The organism is Wolbachia pipientis (genome assembly GCF_023661085.1).
GTDB lineage: Bacteria > Pseudomonadota > Alphaproteobacteria > Rickettsiales > Anaplasmataceae > Wolbachia.
In genome coordinates this window covers 1-19,647 of sequence record NZ_JAHDJT010000003.1, presented here as the reverse complement: position 1 = coordinate 19,647, position 19,647 = coordinate 1, and the positions used below count along the sequence as shown (strand labels likewise).

The following is a 19,647-nucleotide window of genomic DNA, read 5'->3' as shown; positions in this document are numbered from 1 at the left end:
AAAGCAGCTAAATTGCAGCGTTTAAAGCATAAAAACGCCAATACTGAAAATAAATGCTGACCAGGGCTTCTTTTGCTTTTTTCTATTTGGTAAATTTCTTAAATATTTATTGCTAAAGTAACACCCTGGTTGGCTTTGTTGCGTAGCTAGCTATGCAACAAAGTCCATTAGGATCCATGCTTCTTTTTCTCCTGAATTCCAGCGTTATACGCTGGAACGACACCAAAAGGTTATTCTCCTCAAAGAGCAACATGCCTCAAGATTTACTAGCAAAATGGAAAGTAAGACTAGCCTCTAGACCGTGTGTAGCAAATAATCCACTGCCTATATTTATGCTGTCTTTTTCCTTACCTGTTATTGGTTTAAAGGTTCCTTTAAACTCTTTATTCTTCTCTTGTTTGCTAACAGCGTCTACCACCTTTTCATTCAATGCATCTGTGTTAAGCTTAAAGTTGCCACCGATAACGCCAAAATGTCTATACCCAACATGCATATTCACATTTTCATTGATGGAATAATCAAGACCAGCTCTTAATTGATATGCAGGTCTTATTGATGCTGCTCCAAACATCTTCATCCTTGTTGCACCGATCCCAGCTCCAACATAAGGTGAAAAGGAGAAATTATCATTTTTCCAGTGATGGTAAACATTTGCCATCACAGATGCGTTTTTAATTTGGTCGTTACTGGCTTTTATACCATATCCATAAGTTTTTTCTTGCTCAGTTTGCCCCTCTTTTACTTTAAACTTTCTTTGGTACATTACACTTACCCTATTGCCTTCTAAGTCAATATTGTCCACTTTTACAGAAGAATACATTCCTTCCAATGCAGCTCTATAGCTGTTATTACCCAACTCTCCTGTGTAACCAAACGCTATACTTCCAGCAAAAAGAGGGTTATAATTTGACTGATACTTATTTAAAAGCTGACCTTTCTCCCCAAAGTGGTTCCCATCCTTTATGGATGCATGAGTGATGTCTTTAGTTTTGACTTCCAGTGAACCCATGCTGTTAAAAAACTGACCATAGTATCCACCACCGAAGTAAAATCCTTCTGTTTCGCTTGCAAAAGACTGTTGTGACAACAATAAAGCAAATGCTGTAACTGCTAATATTTTTTTATTACTCATTTTACTACTCCCCTAACTTAAAGTAGATAATTTAATACTAATTAATTAAAAATGGCTTAAAGTGAAAAGCTTAATGATTTGCATAACTTGTTTTCTGAGCCAAAAAAATAGGCAAAATTAACCTTTATCTTCGGTTTTGTTGTCATTTTTTAATTCGTCGTCAATATCTTCATCATCAAATCCATCATCGTCTCTTTCCTCTGTAAATTTATCACTACCTTCAAATTTATCCTCTTCGTCGTCAAACCCGTCATCGTCTCTTTCTTCTTTAAATTCATCACCACTTTCAAATTCATTCTCTTCATCATTAAACCCATCATCTTCTTCATCTTCAAACTTGTCGTCAACATATTCATCATCAAGATCTTCCCCCTTAAGCTCATCGTTAATCTCTGATTCATCATATACTGCATTTTCAGTTTGAGCTTCAACAGGATAATCAGCAGCACTAGGCCCTGCAATAGCGTTATTTTCTTCTTTACTAACTTTATCCTCGTTAGTGGCAGAAAAAACTTTATTTGGATCATATGGCTCTTGTGTAGGCACACGGGTTGGCTTGAGTAGCTTTCTTGTGAAGGTGCTATCACTGTAGTATAAAATTTTCTTTGATTTAATTGGATAAGTCGACTCTATTAAAATTATCTGCTCATCACGTGGCAACATAATAATCTCTTGAGGCAGCAGCAACGCTCTCTGTGTCTCAGAGATATGCAACGACCTCGAAGCAGGATTCAAATCTAAAAATTTAGGTTTATTCAACGATTCTTGTTGTACAGTTTTGTTCCCTATAAGTTGCGATATCAAATTAGCCGTCTCAATGTTATTGGCTGCAAAAGTTATCCTGTATGTTGAGTTTGATAAAAAGGAGTTCATCCCTGCTTCTTCGTATATTCCTTTGAGCTGTTCAGTATCTTGAACAATTAAGAATAATCTGACTCTGTAACCACGAAAATATGCAATACCTGTTTGAAATTGCTCCATTTTTCCAAGTGTTGGAAACTCGTCCATCAAAAACAATACACCATAAGGCTCATCATCCGACGGCAATTTTCTACACAAAAACTCAGTTGCTTGCTGGTAGAAAACCTGCATTAAAGGCCTTAACCTGTTTAAGTTATCTGGAGTTAAACCAACATAAACTGTAACTTTCTTCTTTTTAAAGTCTAAAATATTAAAGTCACTTGTTGCCGTTGCAGTATCAATCAACGGGTTTGCCCACAATTCAAGCGACGAGTTCATAGTTGAAACAACACCTGATCTCTCCTTGTCAGCTTTCTGCAAGAAAGCTGCAATGTTCATATACGCCACAGGGTGTATTATTTTACCCATCGTATCCAAAACAACAGCAAGGTTGTAAACTACGTCATCACTACGCATAGTGCGCACAACTTCACCAAAAGATTTAACTTTCTCCGGTGCAGCAAGTAGATATAATACTACTCCAACAAATAAGCTTCTTGCTTCATTTTGCCAAAAGTCTTGTTCAGGCATGATTAAGTTGGCTATTTTCTGTACGTCGTCAACCATCTGTCCAGGTTTTTCGCTAATCCACTCTAATGGGTTGTAACAGTGGCTTACTCCATCTGGCTGTGCTGGATTCCACACATATACTTTCTGCCCCTGTCGTTCTCGCCAACCACTTGTTATTTCATAGTTTTCTAACTTTATGTCGTGTACAATTACCGAGTCAGTCCAAAATAATAAATTAGGAATTACAAAACCAACACCTTTACCAGAGCCTGTAGGAGCAAACAGCAATGCATGTTGAAACCCATCAGCAATAAAGTAGCCTCTTTTATCTTTACCAAGCAATAACCCTTTTTTGCTTCTTAACCCGGCTTTTCTTATGTCTTTTTCCGATGCCCACTTTGAATCTCCGTGTAGTGATTCTTTCTTTTTAAATGGCCGCCACTCAACTATCCTTTCCCTTAAATTCCACAAAATAACCATCAAAACAACGATAGGCAGCGCAGAAGATACGATCAACTTAATTTTGATCTCAAAGCTATACAACTCTGGATGATGCCAACAATATTGTATATGATCAAAAATTGTTGGCCAAAGAGCTTGAGGAAAAGGCGTCAAGCTAGGGTTAATTGCTTTAAAATCTACGCCATCTGGACCATCAACAAATAGGTAAAACAATACACCAGATAAATAGAAGCAAAATTCTAGTACACTGGAAGCTACAACTCCTCCTATCAAAATATTGCGTAGATGATTCCCATTACTCATAAACTACTTTTTCTAATTATGTATAAATTTAAGCATTTCCATCCGATGATCTAGTAAATAATATTTCAGAAATGCTTCTTTTTCCCCCGCTGGTTCTTTTTAGTTGAATAACAATATCGATTACATTTCTGATGTATGGCATGATCTGATCTGGGGGAATGCCAAGATTCGCTTGCATTACCATCAGTTTTATTTGCTCAAGGGCCATTGCTGGACTATCCGCATGAAGGGTTGATATTGATCCTGGATGACCAGTGTTTATTGCCCTAAGAAAGCTAAAAGCTTCCGCTCCACGGAGCTCACCAACTATTATTCTATCTGGTCTTAAACGTAAACATGCTTCTATCAAATCTTGAGTGGTCACTTTGGCCCTGCCTTGCCCTCCTTTAGAGGCAATCAAATGCACTCTATTTGGATGATCGTTCAAAACGATTTCCCTCGCATCCTCAACAGTAATAATTCTTTCTTCGGCTGGAATGGCACGTAAAGTGGCGTTAGTAAAAGTAGTTTTACCGGTAGAAGTTCCACCACTGATTATAATGTTTTTTTTATTTATTACAGCGTATTCTAAAAACTCTCTTATTCTTCTTTGCTTTAATAGTGAATCCAGGTAGCGGTCCACTGGATCATCAGTTACCTCTATAACAGTTTCAGAAAAAGCCCCCATCTTTTCATAATCATCCAATGCTAATTGTATGGTAGAAGGTTTACGAATTGACATGACTACTTTATCAGGCTCACATGCTGGTGGAAATACTATCTGTATACGATAACCATTTGGTAATGTAGCTGAAAGCAGCGGTGTTTCTTCGCTCAGTTTTTGTTCTGTAGCCTGAGCAATCAGTCTGCTAAGAGATTTTAAATGGTTAAGGTCAAATATCTCTAATTTTTCACACCTTATTTTACCACGATTTTCAACCCATACTTCTTTTGGCTTATTTATTGATATTTCATTTACGCCTTCCTCTTGAAAGATGCCTTGTAATGGCTCTAAATATGTATCAAGTGCAGCATAGTTCATTTCATTGGTTTAATATTGCCTGTAGAGGAAATACTATATCTTGGTTAACAAATACTTTCAACGCAGTGCCTTGATCGACATAAACAGTTGGTTTTTTATCTGTAGATCTATTGACTATATCTTGCATATCTTTAGAAAAATCACTGATTGACTTGCTAATTGCTTCTTCATAGACAGATTTGCTTCCTTGTCTCCGCAATAATTGCTTTATATCTTCCAAAGTTATTTCATCAATCTTATTATTATCAACTGAAGCCAAACCTTGGTCTTTTACTACTTGCTTAAATATCTCAACTAGGCTCCGTTCATTAGACGCATTCTTAATTTTGCTAATAGCTCCAAGTCCAAGTTTCCACTTATCATCCTTTGCACTCTTCTCATCTTCCTTGCCCTGCTTACCAATAATATCCTTAAGAGGAGAGATATCTATTTCAGTTGAAGTGATAGCTCTCACCGCATCTATAGGAGTTAGCGCATCAACAAGATTAGAAGCCTTTTGTCCTATAACAGCTGACCCAATTGAAACACCTGCAAGCAATATTGAAGAAAACAATGCACTTGCTATTTTATTATCAACTATGCCAGCTACTCCTGCTCTACCAAGCTCATCGTTACCAGGTGATGAAATAGCAATATCTATTCCATGGGGAAGAATGATTCTATTCCAGTTTATATTTATGCGAGCTCTTGCAACATTTGAGTCAAATGAATAGCTACCTATCAACCTCGAACCTCTGGGTATTAAAACTGTATCACCAGTCTCTGCATAAACATTACCGCTAACCACAGCACGTAGCGTTCCTTGCAGATCAGAATTTATTGCAGTTTCAAGAACAGCATCAATCATTTTACCTTGAGTAATCATAAATCCAAGTTTCCCCACTTTGATAGCTACACTCGGCTGTACTGAAGTGTTGGATAAAACGGCATCAGCAGCCTTGTCCTCTTTGCCAACACCTGAAATTGCTAACATCTGTGCACCACGTCTGTCTCTAGGATAACCACTCCCACCTATTTTAGGAAACGAGGTTGGTAAATTGCTGGCAATATTGCTATGAGGGAAGTTTTGCTTTGGCAAAACAGGTATATTTGACATGGGCGTTTCTCTTGGTTTTTCTTCTTCTTTTTTTACCACTTCTTCTTTTTTAGTCTGTTTTACTTCCGGTATAATTTGCGGTGTAGGAAGAGGAGGTAAAGATGGCAGATCAGTTATTATCCTTTCATGAACCATTGTATTATCCGGAACTTGTTCCAACTTTCCTTTCAATTCTTGAACATTTTGCTCCGTTTCTTCCTTTCTAAGGACTTCCACATCCTCTTCATCAGAAGAAGGACTAAAATAGAGATAATATATCCCGCCAACTAGAAGCACTAAAATAACAACCATTAATGCTCTATGGCCTTGATTAGAGCCAACTGTTACTACCTTGCTCTCTATTTCTGACTCATTTTCCGAATTGTTACGCTTTTCTTTACTCATGTTACATGTACCACAGCTAAAGTGATCTATTTATAATTTCAATTTCATTATTTTCATAACGCATGAACAACTTCTTATGCACCCCTTTTATTATAATATAACCATCAAATAACAGTCTTTTACAAGGTAATTTAGTTTTACCTTCTTCTGTAAAAATCTGAGGTATTTTGTTACTGTCCCTAAATTTAAAATAGGTTAAATAGCCATCGTCAAATAGCTCAATTGGTATTATATCAGTGTTAACACCTTCATCGATATATGTATAATTGTACTTCGTATCATTTTCCTGTATTACTCCTTCCGGCTTGTCTATAACATATTGCATTTGAGTAGGCGTTGATACTTCATCTAAATCGACATCAAATTCATCTTCCTCTTGAGGGTAATAAAAGCGTACTACATAAGATATATCTTTTTCAGCAGAGTAATCGTGACTTATTTTCTCAGTATCAGTATCTGGATATTTATCGTAGTTTGGTCTTGAGATTAAATCAAAAATGTAATTTCTTTTTTTGGTTGTTGTAATAATCATGTTAGTGCGACTACTAACTTCAAACGGCATAATAAGTAATTTATTGTCATAAGGGCTAATTTTCCAACTTGACGCATCACCAACAGCAATGTTTTTGACTTTTTCTCCCTCTGCAAATTCAATATAAGAATAGTAACCTTGACTAAAAACAACTGTGAATATTTCGTTAGGACTATACACAAAAGTTTTTATTCTGCTATCTACAGAAATAGGCTTATTGTAATTAACTGCTGCACTTAAACTGCTATTTATCAGTAAAGCTAAAGCTAACAATATTCTACACATATTCATCATCTACCCTATAAGAAGTAACCTGAAATCCTAATGGATTCACGTATCTTTGCTGATCATTCATTTCAAGTGATGCATACTTGTACGACATGATGACTATCTTGTTTTTTCTTACAGAGCTTCCATCTTTTCGTGTAAATTCCACAGTAAACCTCACCTGAAAGGTATCATCATACAATCTCTGAATTGAGCGAATCTTAAACTCACTTTTAACAAAACCTGAATATAAATTGAAAAGATCATCCATGTTCTGCGAGCTTATATAACTTCTAAATTCATTATATACATTGGGTGAAGAAAATAACCTCACCTTTGTATAATAGTTATAATTGTAGTTATATTGATCAAAAACCTCTCTTGCCTTTATATATTCTGCAATAAAATGATTGTTTAGTACTTTATCTGCGGAATATTGTTTTACTGTAACAGGATCAACCAATTGTACTATTCCAGATTTTTTTTCAATTTCTATAACAAATGGTTCAATAGTGCTACTTGTACTAATTTTAAATATAGCCAATATGCTTACAGAAATTGCTACTAATAATATTAGTGTAAATAAAAGTAAAGTATTTCTCTGGGCAACAACTGTGCTATAACGACTCGAACTCCAATTTATATCCTTATCCAACGACTCATTATTTTTCTGTTTGAAAAGCCTTAACATCTTAATTTTCTAAAAACCTTAACCAATATTAACGAACATAGTAAATCAACAAAGTAGTTACAACAGAAAAGCTAAAAAACCCTTAACTTGTGGCCTAGCTTGCCAAATTTTGTCTCCATATATGAACCATTATACTGATTACGCTCCATAATAAGTGGTAAACACCTTGTAACCTCTATACCACTGTTTTTCAACTCTGATAACTTTCTACCGTTATTTGTAAGTAATTGGACTTTTTTAACGCCTAATTTCTCGAGCATTTCAGCTGCAACGGTAAAATCCCTTTCATCATCTTCAAAACCCAATATTCTATTTGCATCCACAGTATCAAGATTATATTTTCTCTGCATATCATACGCCCTTAACTTATTAGTTAAACCAATGCCCCTACCATCCTGCATAAGGTATAATATAATACCACCGCTAGAGTCAGCCATTATTTGGATTGCTTGATGTAATTGGCTTCTACAATCGCACGATAAGCTGTCTAATAAGTCGCCTGTATAGCATGAAGAGTGAATCCTCACTAACGGGTCACCATCTTCATTTGGATTACCAATAATAATTGCATAATGTTCCCTTCCGTCACCTTTGGTTCTATAAGATATGATATTTACCTCTTGAGTCTGCTTCAAAAATAGTGATGTTTTGCACACTTCATATAAACCCTGGTTTCGTTGAAAATCGTTTATGAATGACGTGTCCAGCGCAATGACGTCATTTTTCTCACACCAGTCTCGCATCTCATTCTTATCTTTAAAAGTCATATCGATTACTAACGCGTATGGCAATAATTCTGAGAATTTAAGCAAAGTAGTAGCACATTTATCTATCATCTTTGAACGCTGCAACTCTTTTGTGCTACCCTCTGTTGAACAGTTTACTAAATAAAGTAGCTCATCAAAGTTGTTTATCGGTAAGCGTTTGCTGCCGTTTTCCTCATTTTGGAACGTATACTGCACCTTACTTGAAGTTAAAGTGACACATAGATTGTCTGATATGAGCTTATACTGATCAAATGAATCCCTCTCTAAAGTTTCAGCAGCAGCAAACAATAGATAATTATTTTCATCATATATTACAATTGGTAGACCACGCCGGATTTCACTGATGGCCCTCTCTACTTTATTTTTACTTTGATTTCCTATTAACATTTTACCTACATCAAATAACGACAAGAAGTTTGGTGCGGCCGAGAAGACTTGAACTTCCAAGGCCTTATGAGCCACAGCGACCTCAACGCTGCGTGTCTACCAATTCCACCACGACCGCACTTTATTCTAGTTTTTATATAATCATTTTAAATTACTTAATCATTTTATGATCCTTCATCCAAAGTGTCAATCTGATACTTAGGATAATTTATAAATTGTCTGTATAATTCTGTTGTGAATAGATCTCTTGCACTATGGTAAGGAATTTTTAGGAGACACACAGAATACTTGGAAAAGCACAAGCAAGCTTTGACACAAAATCAGAAAGCAGATTATGTAAGAGGTCTAATTTTGTGATTGTAAACTTCAATTATTTAAGATGATTGTGTCGCTAATTTTAAGCTCAGGTTTTTATATAAATGAGTATAGCTAATATCTTTATTTTCTTAACCTTATCTCTATCTCTTATAACCAGCTTTTATTCTGTTCATGCACAGATATTATACACATGGTCTCAAGCTATTCCGGAAAATAAATTAAGCGTACGTGCAATCATAGACAATGATACTTGTCCCATTGTTGATGTCGACGGTGAGGAAATGGAAATGCTAAGTCGCAGCTCAATTAACAATGGTGATCACACCGAAACAGTTTGTGAACTGACAGTGGAAACGAGTGCTGAAAACATTAGTATTGACAATATACAGGTTCCCATACTACCAGAAAAGACTAGCAAAATTGCTTTTATTGGTGATACAGGCTGCAGAATAAATGCATTATTTCAACAGGAATGTAATTCGGTAGATAGTTGGCCTTTTAAAAAAAACTTAGATTCCATTGCCTCTCATAAACCGGACCTAATTATCCACGTTGGCGATTATCATTACAGAAAAACAAAATGTAGAAATGAACAAAAGTGCGGTAATATCCATGGGTACAATAAAGAAGCTTGGTACGCTGATTGGTTCGAGCCTGCAAGGGATATTCTATCACAATCTTCTTTTCTCTTTGTCAGGGGAAACCATGAAAGTTGTGACAGAGCTCATGAAGGATGGTTTAGATATCTAGATCCATACCCCTTTTCATCTGAGAAATGTGAAAATTTCGTCCCTAGTTGGTCTTTAGACATTGGACCGATGAGATTTTTTATCTTCGACTCTTCGTCTGGTGAAGATATTTTCACAACTCAAAGTACAATTGATGCTTTTGAGAAGCAATTTAACAAACTAACACAAGATAGTTTTAACAAACCCACGTGGTTTTTAACTCACAAACCGCTCTGGAGATCTCCCAAAAAAGAACTTTTGACATTAAGAAGTCATGGCAATCTCACACAAATTGAAGCTTTTGGGGATAAATTTCCAAGCAATGTCACTACCATAGTTTCCGGCCACATTCATATAGCTCAGATCTTATTGATGAGTAATGTTCCAGACCAGATTATAGTCGGAAACGGTGGTGCACTATTACACGCTCAAGATCAGGAACCTATTTATCAAAATGTAGAATTTAGTTACTCAAACGGCAAAAATTACTTAGCACATGAAGTTAGAAACTTTTTTGGCTTCGGTTTTGCAATATTAAACTTAGATGATCACGAATTTACTTTCTATAATCAAGATAATGAGGAAATGTATTCTACACAGCTAACAGAAGACTTTGAGCTTAAGGTAGATCAAAGTCACGATTTTAGGTAAATAACAAACACTAAACTTCTTGTATCTAAAAGGCAATTATTCTTGGCATTTTTTGTGTGCTCTAAAATTGCCTTAGCTATGAGTATTAAGAAATTTACTGAATAGAGAAAAAGGCAAAGAAATCCCGAGTGGCGAGTTTTGACTCTATAATACTGTAAATTGGCGCTATAATAATTTACTGACGCTTAGTTTAAGCGCGATTTAGCTGAATGTAGAAAAAATGAAAAAGACATGCAGCCGCTATAATTTGATACAATCCACCAAAAAATACCCCGAGTTTTTTACTGAATTTTGTCATTGAGCCTGCAGATCAAAAACAAGTTTTGAGTCAGAAATACCCCTAGTGCTATGGTAAGGGTGCTGGAGGAATTTGTCAAGTAGCTTTTTTGTTTCTATATGTCTAGCATGCTACTAAAAACTATGCGAGTGGTCTATTGCCGCTCCAGCGCTAAACATAAGGCCTGTGTCTCTACTTAAACATTTTCCTTAATTGATTAATTTCATCAGCAAAGTTTGAGTCGGTTTTTATAAAATTTTCTATTTGTTTTACTGCATGTATAACAGTAGCATGATCTCTGCCACCAAAGCTTCTTCCAATATCTGGTAGGCTTTTTTGTGTGAATTTCTTAGCGAAATACATAGCTATTTGCCTTGGTCTTACAAGACCGCGAAGCCTTCTATTAGAGTGCATATCCGCTACTTTTATATTAAAAAACTCAGCTATTTTCCTTTGTATTTCTGCTATTGTAATTGACTTATGATTTGATCTAAGAAGATCTGCTAAAGTTTCACTGGCTGACTCTACTGTCATACTCCTCCCAATCAACGAAGTATGGGCAACTTTATTCAATGCTCCTTCCAATTCTCTTATATTAGATTTTATGTTCCTTGCTAAAAACTCCAGAACATCATCTGGAACATACATACTCATTTGTTCCACTTTGGCCTGCAATATACCAAGTCTTAATTCGAAAGTTGTCTCGTTAATATCCGCCACTAACCCCCAACCAAGCCGCGATTTTATTCTTTCCTCTACTCCATCAAGATCGCTAGGGGATCTATCAGCCGATATAACCAATTGTTTATTTTGGTCTATTAGCGCATTAAAGGTGTGAAAAAATTCTTCCTGCGTGCTATCTTTACCACTGATAAATTGTACATCATCTACCATCAATACGTCTACTGACCTAAATTGTTCTTTAAACAACATAATATCCTTACTTCGTAGTGCTGTAATATATTGGTACATGAACTTCTCTGCTGATAAATATGCTACTTTTCTTTTCACCGATGGAGAATTGACTATGTGCCAAGCTATAGCATGCATCAGGTGTGTTTTACCAAGCCCCACTCCACCATATAGAAACAGAGGGTTGCTGCCTGGTATTGGATCTATAGACTCTGCCACACGCTTTGCAGCTGTAAATGCTAATTCATTTGGCTTGCCTACCACAAAATTATCAAAGGTAAACCTTGGATCCAGCGGTGAACCAAGACTATGATTACTTTCCTCTCTACTTTTTGATATAGTATTAGGGTTTGAATTCTTTTCCTCAATTACTTGAATATCAATAGAACGTATACTTTCATCCTCATTCTGCCATAATGATAGTATTTTTTCCATGTAGTGAACCGTAATCCACTCCTTTATAAATCTTGTTGGCACAGACAACAAAACTTCTCCATTGCTACTACTGACAAATCTAAGTGAACTTAGCCAGCTGTTATACGTTGCCTCTCCATAAAGATTATAAAGGCAATTTTGGATTTTTTCCCAAGCAATATTGTGATCTGTTACTGTAACAATTTGGTCAAAAAACATAGTAGAAACCTTAGGGTTAATCAAGCTCATATATTACACCAAGAAAAAAGCAATAATTAGAAAAACACAAGATAATCAATAGCTTGCTGCAAAGCGAAAAGCTAATACTACTTAATACACACTAAAAATTATGGTGATTTTTGATGAGTTGTAAAGGGTATAAAATCACTAAAATTGATCATTTTTCTTTCAACAAATGAAACCTCGCTTGCGTTAAGGATTAGCAGCGTGCTAAAAAAATAATAATGTATTATGTACAAATAAGATATTAAATTTATTGGCAAAAAAGTAAAGTGCTCATATAAATATAACTAACTTAATATAAACTTACTGAAGTAAATCTATGATCATATTAAGTGGTTTAAGTTGTTATGCTAAATTTGGTATTGAACTAGAATTTTACATTGAAGAAATAGAAAAAGAGCATTTATTTCTTAGTAATATTAAAAATAAAATAGCTTCACTTGGATTTTCCTCTGAGAAAGAAAGTTCCATACATCAATATGAGATAAAAAGTGGTTGTTACACCAATTCTAATAACTTAATCAAGCATTTTGAGTTAGTAAAAGAATTAATTACTGAAACAGCACAAAAACTTGGTGGGAATGCTTCCTTCAAAGCAAAACCCTACTTAGATAGAGCAGGCAGTGCATTAAACGTACATGTTAATTTGGTGGATGCAAACAACAGCAACTTATTTTACCGCAACGAACAAAAGTATAGTGACTACTTGATTTATAGTATTGGTGGATTATGCGCTATGATGAAAAAACATATGTTATTTTTTGCTCCAAATGATGATTCGTATTTAAGATTTCAATATCCAAACATTCATACCCCAACCACAGTTAGTTGGGGCGTGAATAATAGAACTGCTGCGATAAGAATACCCAATTTTAGCGGTAAATGTCGCCTAGAACACCGTGTCCCTGGAGCAGACTGTAATCTTGAAAAAGTGCTTGCAGCAATAACCGAAGGTATCACTTTTGGCATAAAAAACAAAATTTCCCCACCAAACAGAGTATATGGTGTTGCATCCGACCCTCAATATAAGATGGAGAGTTTGGTCTGAGCTCTCCATCTTATGGACATCTAGTAGAAAAATCTAATCTGTTTCTCCTATTCGATAAATTATACGGGGAATCAGAGAGAGGGGAGGCCATCGCCGATAACACATCCATTATCACCATCTGGCAAAATAAAGTTCTGCATATTTTTTACGCATGTAACCGTCTGATTGATTAATTCTAACATTTCTTTACATTCTATTAACTTCATCACTTCATTAACCCCACCTACCAACCTATTTTCTTTGATGTAATTAAGATCCTGCGTTATACCTCTAATTTTGATCCGCATAGAAGATTGCCCTTCTTTAAGCCGTTTCATAACTAGTGTGCTCACTTCCTTGCAGTTCTGCACTTTTGATTTTTTAGCTCTTTGTCCAGATTTTTTCTCTCCTACACTGAGATTTTTTAACCCATTGCTTAACATCTGTATCTCTTTTCTTAGTGCACTAAGCTCTACATTTGTCTTTCGCAGTTCTCCTTCAGTGGAATGTTTTTCAGTACTTTCCTCTTGAGTTCCATTGTCTTGAGAAGTAATTTCTGCCTGAACTCCATTGCCTTGTGAATTAACCCCTGTTTGAGTTGACGTATCGCTATTGGCAGAAGAAAGAGCAGGAGGATTACTACCAACATTACCTCCACTGCTGTTAGTAACAGGCACAACACCAGATGACAACGCAGAATTACATCCCTTACTTCCATCCATTCGTATTATCTCTTCCCTACTCTGCTGCATTCCTAAAAATTTCTCCACTGCCTCACGTAAGGACGAGCCTTGAATATATAATTCCTTATTTTGTTTTATTAGTTCCCAAAATTCTTTCGATGGCGATTCAAAGTTTTCACCATCAAACTTCACTATTTTAGTTATTCCAGTACTATCCACATTCATAACCATGGTACAAGTTGAGGTGTTCCCAGACTCATCTTCTACAGGCCACGTACTTGTCATTTGATAACATGCACCTTCTTTAAATTCATAATATCTTTTTTTATCCTTTCGACGAGCGCATATGTCACGCTTTTCATTGCAATAGATATTCAACTTACCAATATCTTTCTCCTGCTGTAAAATATCGCTAATCTTAATTGGCTTGCTTTTATCATAATGAATAAGATTGATATTCAAAACCTTATTAGCCTTTTGAGTTTCTTTGCAATAAGCCTGAAAACTTGCTTTTCCTCCAAAGTACTTACTTGCAACTTCTTCTCCTTCCTCCACTAATTTTATGTAATCATCCATACTTTTCTTAAAGCCTTCACTAACAGATTTGCCTAACTCATCTACTGCTTTATTTACATAAGTTTGTTTAAAATCCCTATCGTTCATTAGGTCATAAAAACTCCACTTATCTCTATAAGCCTTTTGTACAGAAGCAAAATTGCTTTTTTCTTTTAGCTTTTTTAAGAACCACACTTTTTTTTCAGATTTTCTAGTTGAAAATCTGTCGTTATCTTTACGTCAGAATTTCTCGTCAAAACACTAAGTTTTTCTATAATTGGGCGGCAAAATCTCACGATAGTAGAGCTTTCAGGCGAAAGACCTTCAATGATTCCTTCCAAACGTTTAAGTAGAGGTAGAATATAATAATCGATTACTTCTTTTTCTGATCTTGCCTTATCAGCATAAGGAATATTCCTAGCTTCACTCAATTTCAATTGTGAACATAATCCTTTTAATGTCAAATGGACAAGCATGGAACAATAAATTTCCATATCCAGTAAAGTTGGCCTAGTATAAAATCCAGGGTGATTACTTACTTCTCCCACTTTCACTACATTGTTTCCATTTATCTTACCAAGCATAACGCACCTCCTTCAAAAGAAACAATAATATTTTTAAAGCTAACAGCTTCTTCTACACAAACCCTGACAATGAAATGTTGAAAATAACTGTAAGTGTTAGACTTGAGCTCAACTTTTTTGTTTTCGTCATACACTGAACTTACCTTCACCATACATCATTATGCAAAGCTGTTTTGTATAATAGGTTAATGTTTAAAGTCGCGCAAGTGTTTTTTTTCGCTAAATAAGCGTTTTTTTACTGGATAACAGTTAATTAAGACGCAAGAATATTCTCAGGAAAATTAAAATCTTTAAGTTCTATAACATCTTCCCTCTTTGGACTGGTTGAAATTAGATAAATTGGGACACCTATTAATTCTTCTATTTTTCTCACATATTTCATCAAATTTGCAGGCAATTCCTCAACCGACCTTTTGCCTTGAGTGTTTTCTTTCCAACCAGGAAATTCTTCATATATCGGCTTCAATTCCCCTTGTATTGAATGTGATGCAGGTAAATAATCGTATATTCTTCCACTGCACTTATAACCAGTACATATTTTAACTATGTCGAAAGAATCGAGAATATCTAGTTTAGTTAATACAATACTTGAAACTCCAGAGAGTTGCACTGCCTGGCGTACTAAAACTGCATCAAACCACCCGCAGCGTCTTCTTCTATTACTCACTGTTCCAAGCTCTTTGCCTATAGCAAATAAGCTATCCCCCACTTCATTTTTCTGCTCAGTAGGGAACGGACCGTTGCCTACTCTTGTTGTATAAGCTTTTGCTACACCGATAACATAGACATTGGAAAACAATCCTGAGCCTGTTATTGCTTGTGATGCTACGATATTGCTTGAAGTAACGAAAGGGTATGTTCCATGGTCAATATCTAAAAATGTGCCTTGGGCGCCTTCAAATATTATTTTCTTACCTCCTCTTGTAAGGTCATTCAATATTTTCCACACTGGCTTTTTGTATGGAAGAATTTTTTTTGCGATCTCTTCAATTTCCTTTAACATTTCCTCTTTTTTTACTACCAGACAGTTTAGGCCTTTCCTGATAGCATTGTGGTAACTCAGAAGAGCATCCACTCTATTATTGAGCTCATCTGCGTTTTCTAAGTCACAAAGGCGTATAGCTCTTCTTCCAACTTTATCTTCATAACAAGGCCCTATTCCTTTGTTTGTTGTGCCAATTTTGTGATTCCCGTTCAAATCTTCAAATAACTTTTCCTTGTCCTTATGCACATTAAGTATCAACGGGCAGCTTTCAGATACAATCAAATTGCTCGGGTTGATATCTATTTCTCTAGTTTTTAATGACTCTATTTCTGAGATTAGAGCGTGCGAATCAAGAGCAACACCGTTTCCTATAACAGATATTTTGCCCGTTCTTAAAACAGCGGAAGGCAGCAAATTTAATTTATAAACCTCATCATCTATTACTACAGTATGTCCTGCATTATTTCCCCCCTGAAATCTCACGACTACGTCTGCGTTCTCAGAAAGGTAATCTACTATTTTACCCTTTCCTTCATCGCCCCACTGTAGACCAACAATTATAATATTATTCATCAATATCTTCTGGATTAACACGTAAATATTAATGCAGTACACCACAAATGACAAGGAGTAATTCTCCGAGCTGGTTAGCTAAGATCTAACTTTCTGGGTTTGAGTAACTCTCTAAACTATTGCTTGAATGGTTTTTTTAGCTCACAACTATACGAACATTGTAGTTTGAGAGCAACTCTCACTGGAAGGGTGTTATGAAAGTAGCACATTTCTTATCATACCAGTGCCCTTTTTTTGTCATCCAAGTAGCTGACACCGAAGGGGCGCTTGGATGACATCATAGGGGCTGCTCTCACGACGCCCTTAGTTACTAGACCTAAAGGAAAATATCAACTGGGTTTATAGTCTATTACTACCGTTTTTGCAATTTTGTCGTAAAATGTTTGTTTGCGTTGGTCAAGTATTGCAAACATTGAAACTGAAATTAGCACGATAAAAAGACATCCAGAAACATAGTCGGGTAGAGGATTAGACAGAAAATTACAAATAGTCCAAATACCATCCTTAAAAAGGTATCTTATTGTTGCTTGCTTTAGGGTAACATTTGTAAATGTACTTGCATCTTTTATATATATGCCACACAGTAATTTCCCTGGAGTGCCACCAAGTCTTGTTGTCATTAGTATATTAAACATTATATATACTGGTAGTATTACCATAAGGATTACCATGGGGATAACTGTTCTGTAAGTGTCATCTGCATCATTGTATGATGCAGATGAATGATGTAGAAAATATAGAAAAAAGGCCGTGGTCAATGCTATTATCATCCATAAAACAATATCAATTGTGCATGCTAAAACTCGTCTCAGAATTCCTGCATAACTTATTTCAGTATCCATATACTTTCCATGTTCTATGATGACGTAACTAGTATAAAAGTATGTTATTAAATAACCGTAAACATGCTGATTTTGGTAATATTGACTACTTGTGTCGCTCCATCATTTGAATTAACATTAGGTCATTTATAGTTAGGAGAGTTATGTCAACACCAATCACAGTTGCATATGGTGATGGTATCGGGCCGGAAATTATGGAAGTGGTGCTATCGATATTGCGCGAAGCAGAGGCAAAAATCTCGGTAGATGTTATTGAAATAGGGGAGTGTGTTTATAACAGGGAATGGTCTTATGGAATTTCTCCAAGTGGCTGGGAGTCTATTGAAAGGACAAAGATATTACTTAAGTCTCCAACAACGACTCCTCAAGGTAAAGGCCACAAAAGCTTAAATGTTGCGTTGAGAAAAAATCTAGGGCTATATGCAAACATTAGACCGTGTATTTCGTATCATCCTGTTATAGAAAATAAATTCGATAAGTTTGATGTCGTTGTAATACGCGAAAATGAGGAAGACGTTTATACAGGGATAGAGCATAGACTCACTGGTGACTCTTATCAGTGCACTAAAATTATTACTAGATCCGGATCAGAGAAGATATGCAGGTACGCTTTTGAATACGCGAAAAAGCATGATAGAAAGAAAGTAACTTGCCTAACTAAAGATAACATAATGAAAATGACCGACGGTACTTTCCATGCAGCGTTTGATCATGTTGCAAAAGAATATCCGGATATAAAGGCGGAACACTATATAGTTGATATTGGAATGGCACGTGTTGCCACAGAACCCGAGAATTTCGATGTTATAGTAACTGAGAACTTGTATGGTGATATATTGTCAGATATAGTAGCACAAACCTCAGGATCTGTGGGGCTTGCTGGAAGTAGCAATATAGGGAGTGAATACGCGATGTTTGAAGCAGTACACGGCTCTGCTCCTGATATTGCAGGAAAAAACATAGCTAATCCTTCTGGGCTTTTAAATGCTGCAGTTCATATGCTAGTTTACATGGGTCAAGTGGGTACTGCAAAACTGATTTACGATGCGTGGCTGAAGACTTTAGAGGATGGAGTACACACTGCCGATTTATATAAGGAGAAAAAGAGTAAGCAAAAAGTTGGTACAAGAGAGTTTGCAGAAGCTGTTATAGATAATCTAGGAAAAAAACCCACAACGTTATCTGAGCTTATAATTGGCAGTGGCTCAGACAGTAGAGTGGATAAAACGCAAGATAACTGTAAGCAGGACTACAAAGTTAGAAAGCTGGTTGGTAGCGATATAACAATTGCCTGGAGTAAGTCGGCTGATTTTGATCAAATAGTGAAGTTATTTGAATCGAGTAATCCGAAAATTATAGCAATATACTCAAAAGGTCTTGCAATTTGGCCGGGAAGTCCAAAATCTTTAAGTGACCAAATAACCTGCAGGTTTATTGCAAATAATGAAAAGAAAACTATTACAAATAGTGATATAAATAGCCTGCTAGTCAAACTTGAAGAAAATAGCTTTGACGTGGTGAGAATGGATAAGTTGTATTTGTATGATGGGAAAGAGGGGTTCTTTTCTTAAAAAAAATGCTACAAATGCAATGGACTCAAAAAAAATAGAATTGATATTTGAAAAGTTCAAGCAGTCGAATTCTATACCGAAAATAGAGCTAAATTACACCAATCATTTTACATTGCTGGTTGCGATAGTTTTGTCAGCGCGGACGACTGATGTAAGCGTTAATAAAATTACAAAAGAGCTATTTAGCACCACCGATACACCAGAAAAGATGCTAGAATTGGGGCAGAACGAGCTAAGGAAACGCATAAGCAGCATTGGTTTGTATAATTCCAAGGCAAAAAACATAATTGAGCTCAGCAAAATATTAGTTGAGCGGTACAATAGCGAAGTTCCTACAAATTTTGACGATTTGGTGTCTTTGCCAGGGGTAGGGAGAAAGAGCGCTAATGTGTTCTTAAATTCAGGGCTTGGCGTTCCAACATTGGCGGTTGATACTCATGTTTTTAGAGTGAGCAATAGAGTAGGGCTTGTGAAAGAAAAAGATGTGTTTAAAACGGAGCAATCCCTTTTAAATGTAGTTCCAAAAAAATACCTGCTTTATGCTCATCATTGGCTGGTTTTGCACGGTAGATATGTTTGCAAAGCACAAAAACCCTCATGTGAAACGTGCATAATTCATGATTTATGCGAATTTGAGGGTAAGAGGTACAAGGTCTGTTGCCCAAATAGCTGCCTAAGCCACAGAAATAAAAAAACTACTTGATAACCTCCGCTTTCACCCTTATAATGAGACTGAAGCTATTATTTATCTTCAGTCTGTGCAGATTAAATG

At 36.0% G+C, this 19,647-nt stretch carries 16 protein-coding genes and 1 tRNA gene; 4 read left to right on the top strand and 13 right to left on the bottom strand.

The window, feature by feature from the left end; translation table 11 throughout:
• Window positions 1–256: 256 nt before the first annotated feature.
• The 8 genes from DM84_RS00285 to DM84_RS00250 all read right to left on the bottom strand — a co-directional run bounded on the left by DM84_RS00285 (window position 257) and on the right by DM84_RS00250 (window position 8,630).
• Entirely contained in the window at window positions 257–1,132 is an 876-nt protein-coding gene (locus DM84_RS00285) for a P44/Msp2 family outer membrane protein (protein ID WP_250777410.1), read from the bottom strand.
• A gap of 117 nt (window positions 1,133–1,249) precedes the next feature.
• On the bottom strand, window positions 1,250–3,367 hold the full coding sequence (locus tag DM84_RS00280; protein ID WP_250777407.1) for a type IV secretory system conjugative DNA transfer family protein: 2,118 nt from the start codon (window positions 3,365–3,367) through the stop codon (window positions 1,250–1,252).
• 28 nt (window positions 3,368–3,395) lie between these two features.
• Window positions 3,396–4,388, bottom strand: a complete 993-nt coding sequence (virB11, locus tag DM84_RS00275) for a P-type DNA transfer ATPase VirB11 (protein WP_250777402.1) — start codon at window positions 4,386–4,388, stop codon at window positions 3,396–3,398.
• A 1-nt stretch (window position 4,389) separates the two neighbouring features.
• The gene (locus tag DM84_RS00270) at window positions 4,390–5,868 is read right to left on the bottom strand and encodes a TraB/TrbI/VirB10 family type IV secretion system protein (protein WP_250777400.1); all 1,479 of its coding nucleotides are present in this window, start codon (window positions 5,866–5,868) and stop codon (window positions 4,390–4,392) included.
• A gap of 16 nt (window positions 5,869–5,884) precedes the next feature.
• Entirely contained in the window at window positions 5,885–6,691 is an 807-nt protein-coding gene (virB9, locus tag DM84_RS00265; RefSeq protein ID WP_250777412.1) for a P-type conjugative transfer protein VirB9, read from the bottom strand.
• On the bottom strand, window positions 6,678–7,358 hold the full coding sequence (locus tag DM84_RS00260) for a VirB8 family type IV secretion system protein (RefSeq protein ID WP_250777397.1): 681 nt from the start codon (window positions 7,356–7,358) through the stop codon (window positions 6,678–6,680). Before DM84_RS00260 ends, virB9 begins: the two co-directional genes overlap by 14 nt.
• A gap of 71 nt (window positions 7,359–7,429) precedes the next feature.
• Complete coding sequence (locus DM84_RS00255; protein WP_250777394.1) at window positions 7,430–8,512, bottom strand: GTP cyclohydrolase II; 1,083 nt, start codon at window positions 8,510–8,512, stop codon at window positions 7,430–7,432.
• A 30-nt stretch (window positions 8,513–8,542) separates the two neighbouring features.
• Window positions 8,543–8,630: transfer RNA gene (locus tag DM84_RS00250), tRNA-Leu, on the bottom strand.
• A gap of 301 nt (window positions 8,631–8,931) precedes the next feature.
• On the opposite strand from DM84_RS00250, the gene DM84_RS00245 reads away from it, so the two are divergent.
• A complete protein-coding gene (locus DM84_RS00245) occupies window positions 8,932–10,209 on the top strand; it encodes a metallophosphoesterase family protein (protein ID WP_250777391.1) in 1,278 nt (425 codons plus the stop codon).
• A 469-nt stretch (window positions 10,210–10,678) separates the two neighbouring features.
• On the opposite strand, the gene dnaA is transcribed toward DM84_RS00245, so the two are convergent.
• The gene (gene dnaA / locus DM84_RS00240; RefSeq protein ID WP_250777388.1) at window positions 10,679–12,061 is read right to left on the bottom strand and encodes a chromosomal replication initiator protein DnaA; all 1,383 of its coding nucleotides are present in this window, start codon (window positions 12,059–12,061) and stop codon (window positions 10,679–10,681) included.
• A gap of 313 nt (window positions 12,062–12,374) precedes the next feature.
• Here dnaA and DM84_RS00235 point away from each other — a divergent pair, with 313 nt between their 5' ends.
• Window positions 12,375–13,103 (top strand): type I glutamate--ammonia ligase, encoded by a 729-nt coding sequence (locus DM84_RS00235; RefSeq protein WP_250777385.1) that lies wholly within the window; start codon window positions 12,375–12,377, stop codon window positions 13,101–13,103.
• A 71-nt stretch (window positions 13,104–13,174) separates the two neighbouring features.
• On the opposite strand, the gene DM84_RS00230 is transcribed toward DM84_RS00235, so the two are convergent.
• The 4 genes from DM84_RS00230 to DM84_RS00215 form a co-directional block, all read right to left on the bottom strand.
• On the bottom strand, window positions 13,175–14,515 hold the full coding sequence (locus DM84_RS00230; protein WP_250777382.1) for a hypothetical protein: 1,341 nt from the start codon (window positions 14,513–14,515) through the stop codon (window positions 13,175–13,177).
• Window positions 14,503–14,904, bottom strand: coding sequence for a hypothetical protein (locus DM84_RS00225; protein ID WP_250777379.1), 402 nt, complete (start codon window positions 14,902–14,904; stop codon window positions 14,503–14,505). Before DM84_RS00225 ends, DM84_RS00230 begins: the two co-directional genes overlap by 13 nt.
• A gap of 253 nt (window positions 14,905–15,157) precedes the next feature.
• Window positions 15,158–16,462: an adenylosuccinate synthase gene (locus DM84_RS00220; protein WP_250777376.1), complete on the bottom strand. Its 1,305-nt coding sequence runs from the start codon at window positions 16,460–16,462 to the stop codon at window positions 15,158–15,160.
• Window positions 16,463–16,791: 329 nt separating this feature from the next.
• On the bottom strand, window positions 16,792–17,304 hold the full coding sequence (locus DM84_RS00215) for an RDD family protein (RefSeq protein ID WP_250777374.1): 513 nt from the start codon (window positions 17,302–17,304) through the stop codon (window positions 16,792–16,794).
• A 143-nt stretch (window positions 17,305–17,447) separates the two neighbouring features.
• On the opposite strand from DM84_RS00215, the gene icd reads away from it, so the two are divergent.
• Both icd and nth read left to right on the top strand, forming a co-directional pair.
• Window positions 17,448–18,875 (top strand): isocitrate dehydrogenase, encoded by a 1,428-nt coding sequence (icd, locus tag DM84_RS00210; protein WP_250777372.1) that lies wholly within the window; start codon window positions 17,448–17,450, stop codon window positions 18,873–18,875.
• Between the two features lie 19 nt (window positions 18,876–18,894).
• Entirely contained in the window at window positions 18,895–19,578 is a 684-nt protein-coding gene (nth, locus tag DM84_RS00205; RefSeq protein WP_250777370.1) for an endonuclease III, read from the top strand.
• Window positions 19,579–19,647 lie beyond the last annotated feature (69 nt).

What these genes read in the sequence shown, in the direction of transcription:
- DM84_RS00270 (WP_250777400.1), bottom strand. Translation starts at nt 5,868, where the DNA reads ATGAGTAAAGAAAAGCGTAACAATTCGGAAAATGAGTCAGAAATAGAG.
- virB11 (WP_250777402.1), bottom strand. Translation starts at nt 4,388, where the DNA reads ATGAACTATGCTGCACTTGATACATATTTAGAGCCATTACAAGGCATC.
- DM84_RS00260 (WP_250777397.1), bottom strand. Translation starts at nt 7,358, where the DNA reads ATGTTAAGGCTTTTCAAACAGAAAAATAATGAGTCGTTGGATAAGGAT.
- DM84_RS00215 (WP_250777374.1), bottom strand. Translation starts at nt 17,304, where the DNA reads ATGGATACTGAAATAAGTTATGCAGGAATTCTGAGACGAGTTTTAGCA.
- DM84_RS00245 (WP_250777391.1), top strand. Translation starts at nt 8,932, where the DNA reads ATGAGTATAGCTAATATCTTTATTTTCTTAACCTTATCTCTATCTCTT.
- icd (WP_250777372.1), top strand. Translation starts at nt 17,448, where the DNA reads ATGTCAACACCAATCACAGTTGCATATGGTGATGGTATCGGGCCGGAA.
- nth (WP_250777370.1), top strand. Translation starts at nt 18,895, where the DNA reads ATGGACTCAAAAAAAATAGAATTGATATTTGAAAAGTTCAAGCAGTCG.
- dnaA (WP_250777388.1), bottom strand. Translation starts at nt 12,061, where the DNA reads ATGAGCTTGATTAACCCTAAGGTTTCTACTATGTTTTTTGACCAAATT.
- virB9 (WP_250777412.1), bottom strand. Translation starts at nt 6,691, where the DNA reads ATGAATATGTGTAGAATATTGTTAGCTTTAGCTTTACTGATAAATAGC.
- DM84_RS00225 (WP_250777379.1), bottom strand. Translation starts at nt 14,904, where the DNA reads ATGCTTGGTAAGATAAATGGAAACAATGTAGTGAAAGTGGGAGAAGTA.
- DM84_RS00235 (WP_250777385.1), top strand. Translation starts at nt 12,375, where the DNA reads ATGATCATATTAAGTGGTTTAAGTTGTTATGCTAAATTTGGTATTGAA.
- DM84_RS00285 (WP_250777410.1), bottom strand. Translation starts at nt 1,132, where the DNA reads ATGAGTAATAAAAAAATATTAGCAGTTACAGCATTTGCTTTATTGTTG.
- DM84_RS00255 (WP_250777394.1), bottom strand. Translation starts at nt 8,512, where the DNA reads ATGTTAATAGGAAATCAAAGTAAAAATAAAGTAGAGAGGGCCATCAGT.
- DM84_RS00280 (WP_250777407.1), bottom strand. Translation starts at nt 3,367, where the DNA reads ATGAGTAATGGGAATCATCTACGCAATATTTTGATAGGAGGAGTTGTA.
- DM84_RS00220 (WP_250777376.1), bottom strand. Translation starts at nt 16,462, where the DNA reads ATGAATAATATTATAATTGTTGGTCTACAGTGGGGCGATGAAGGAAAG.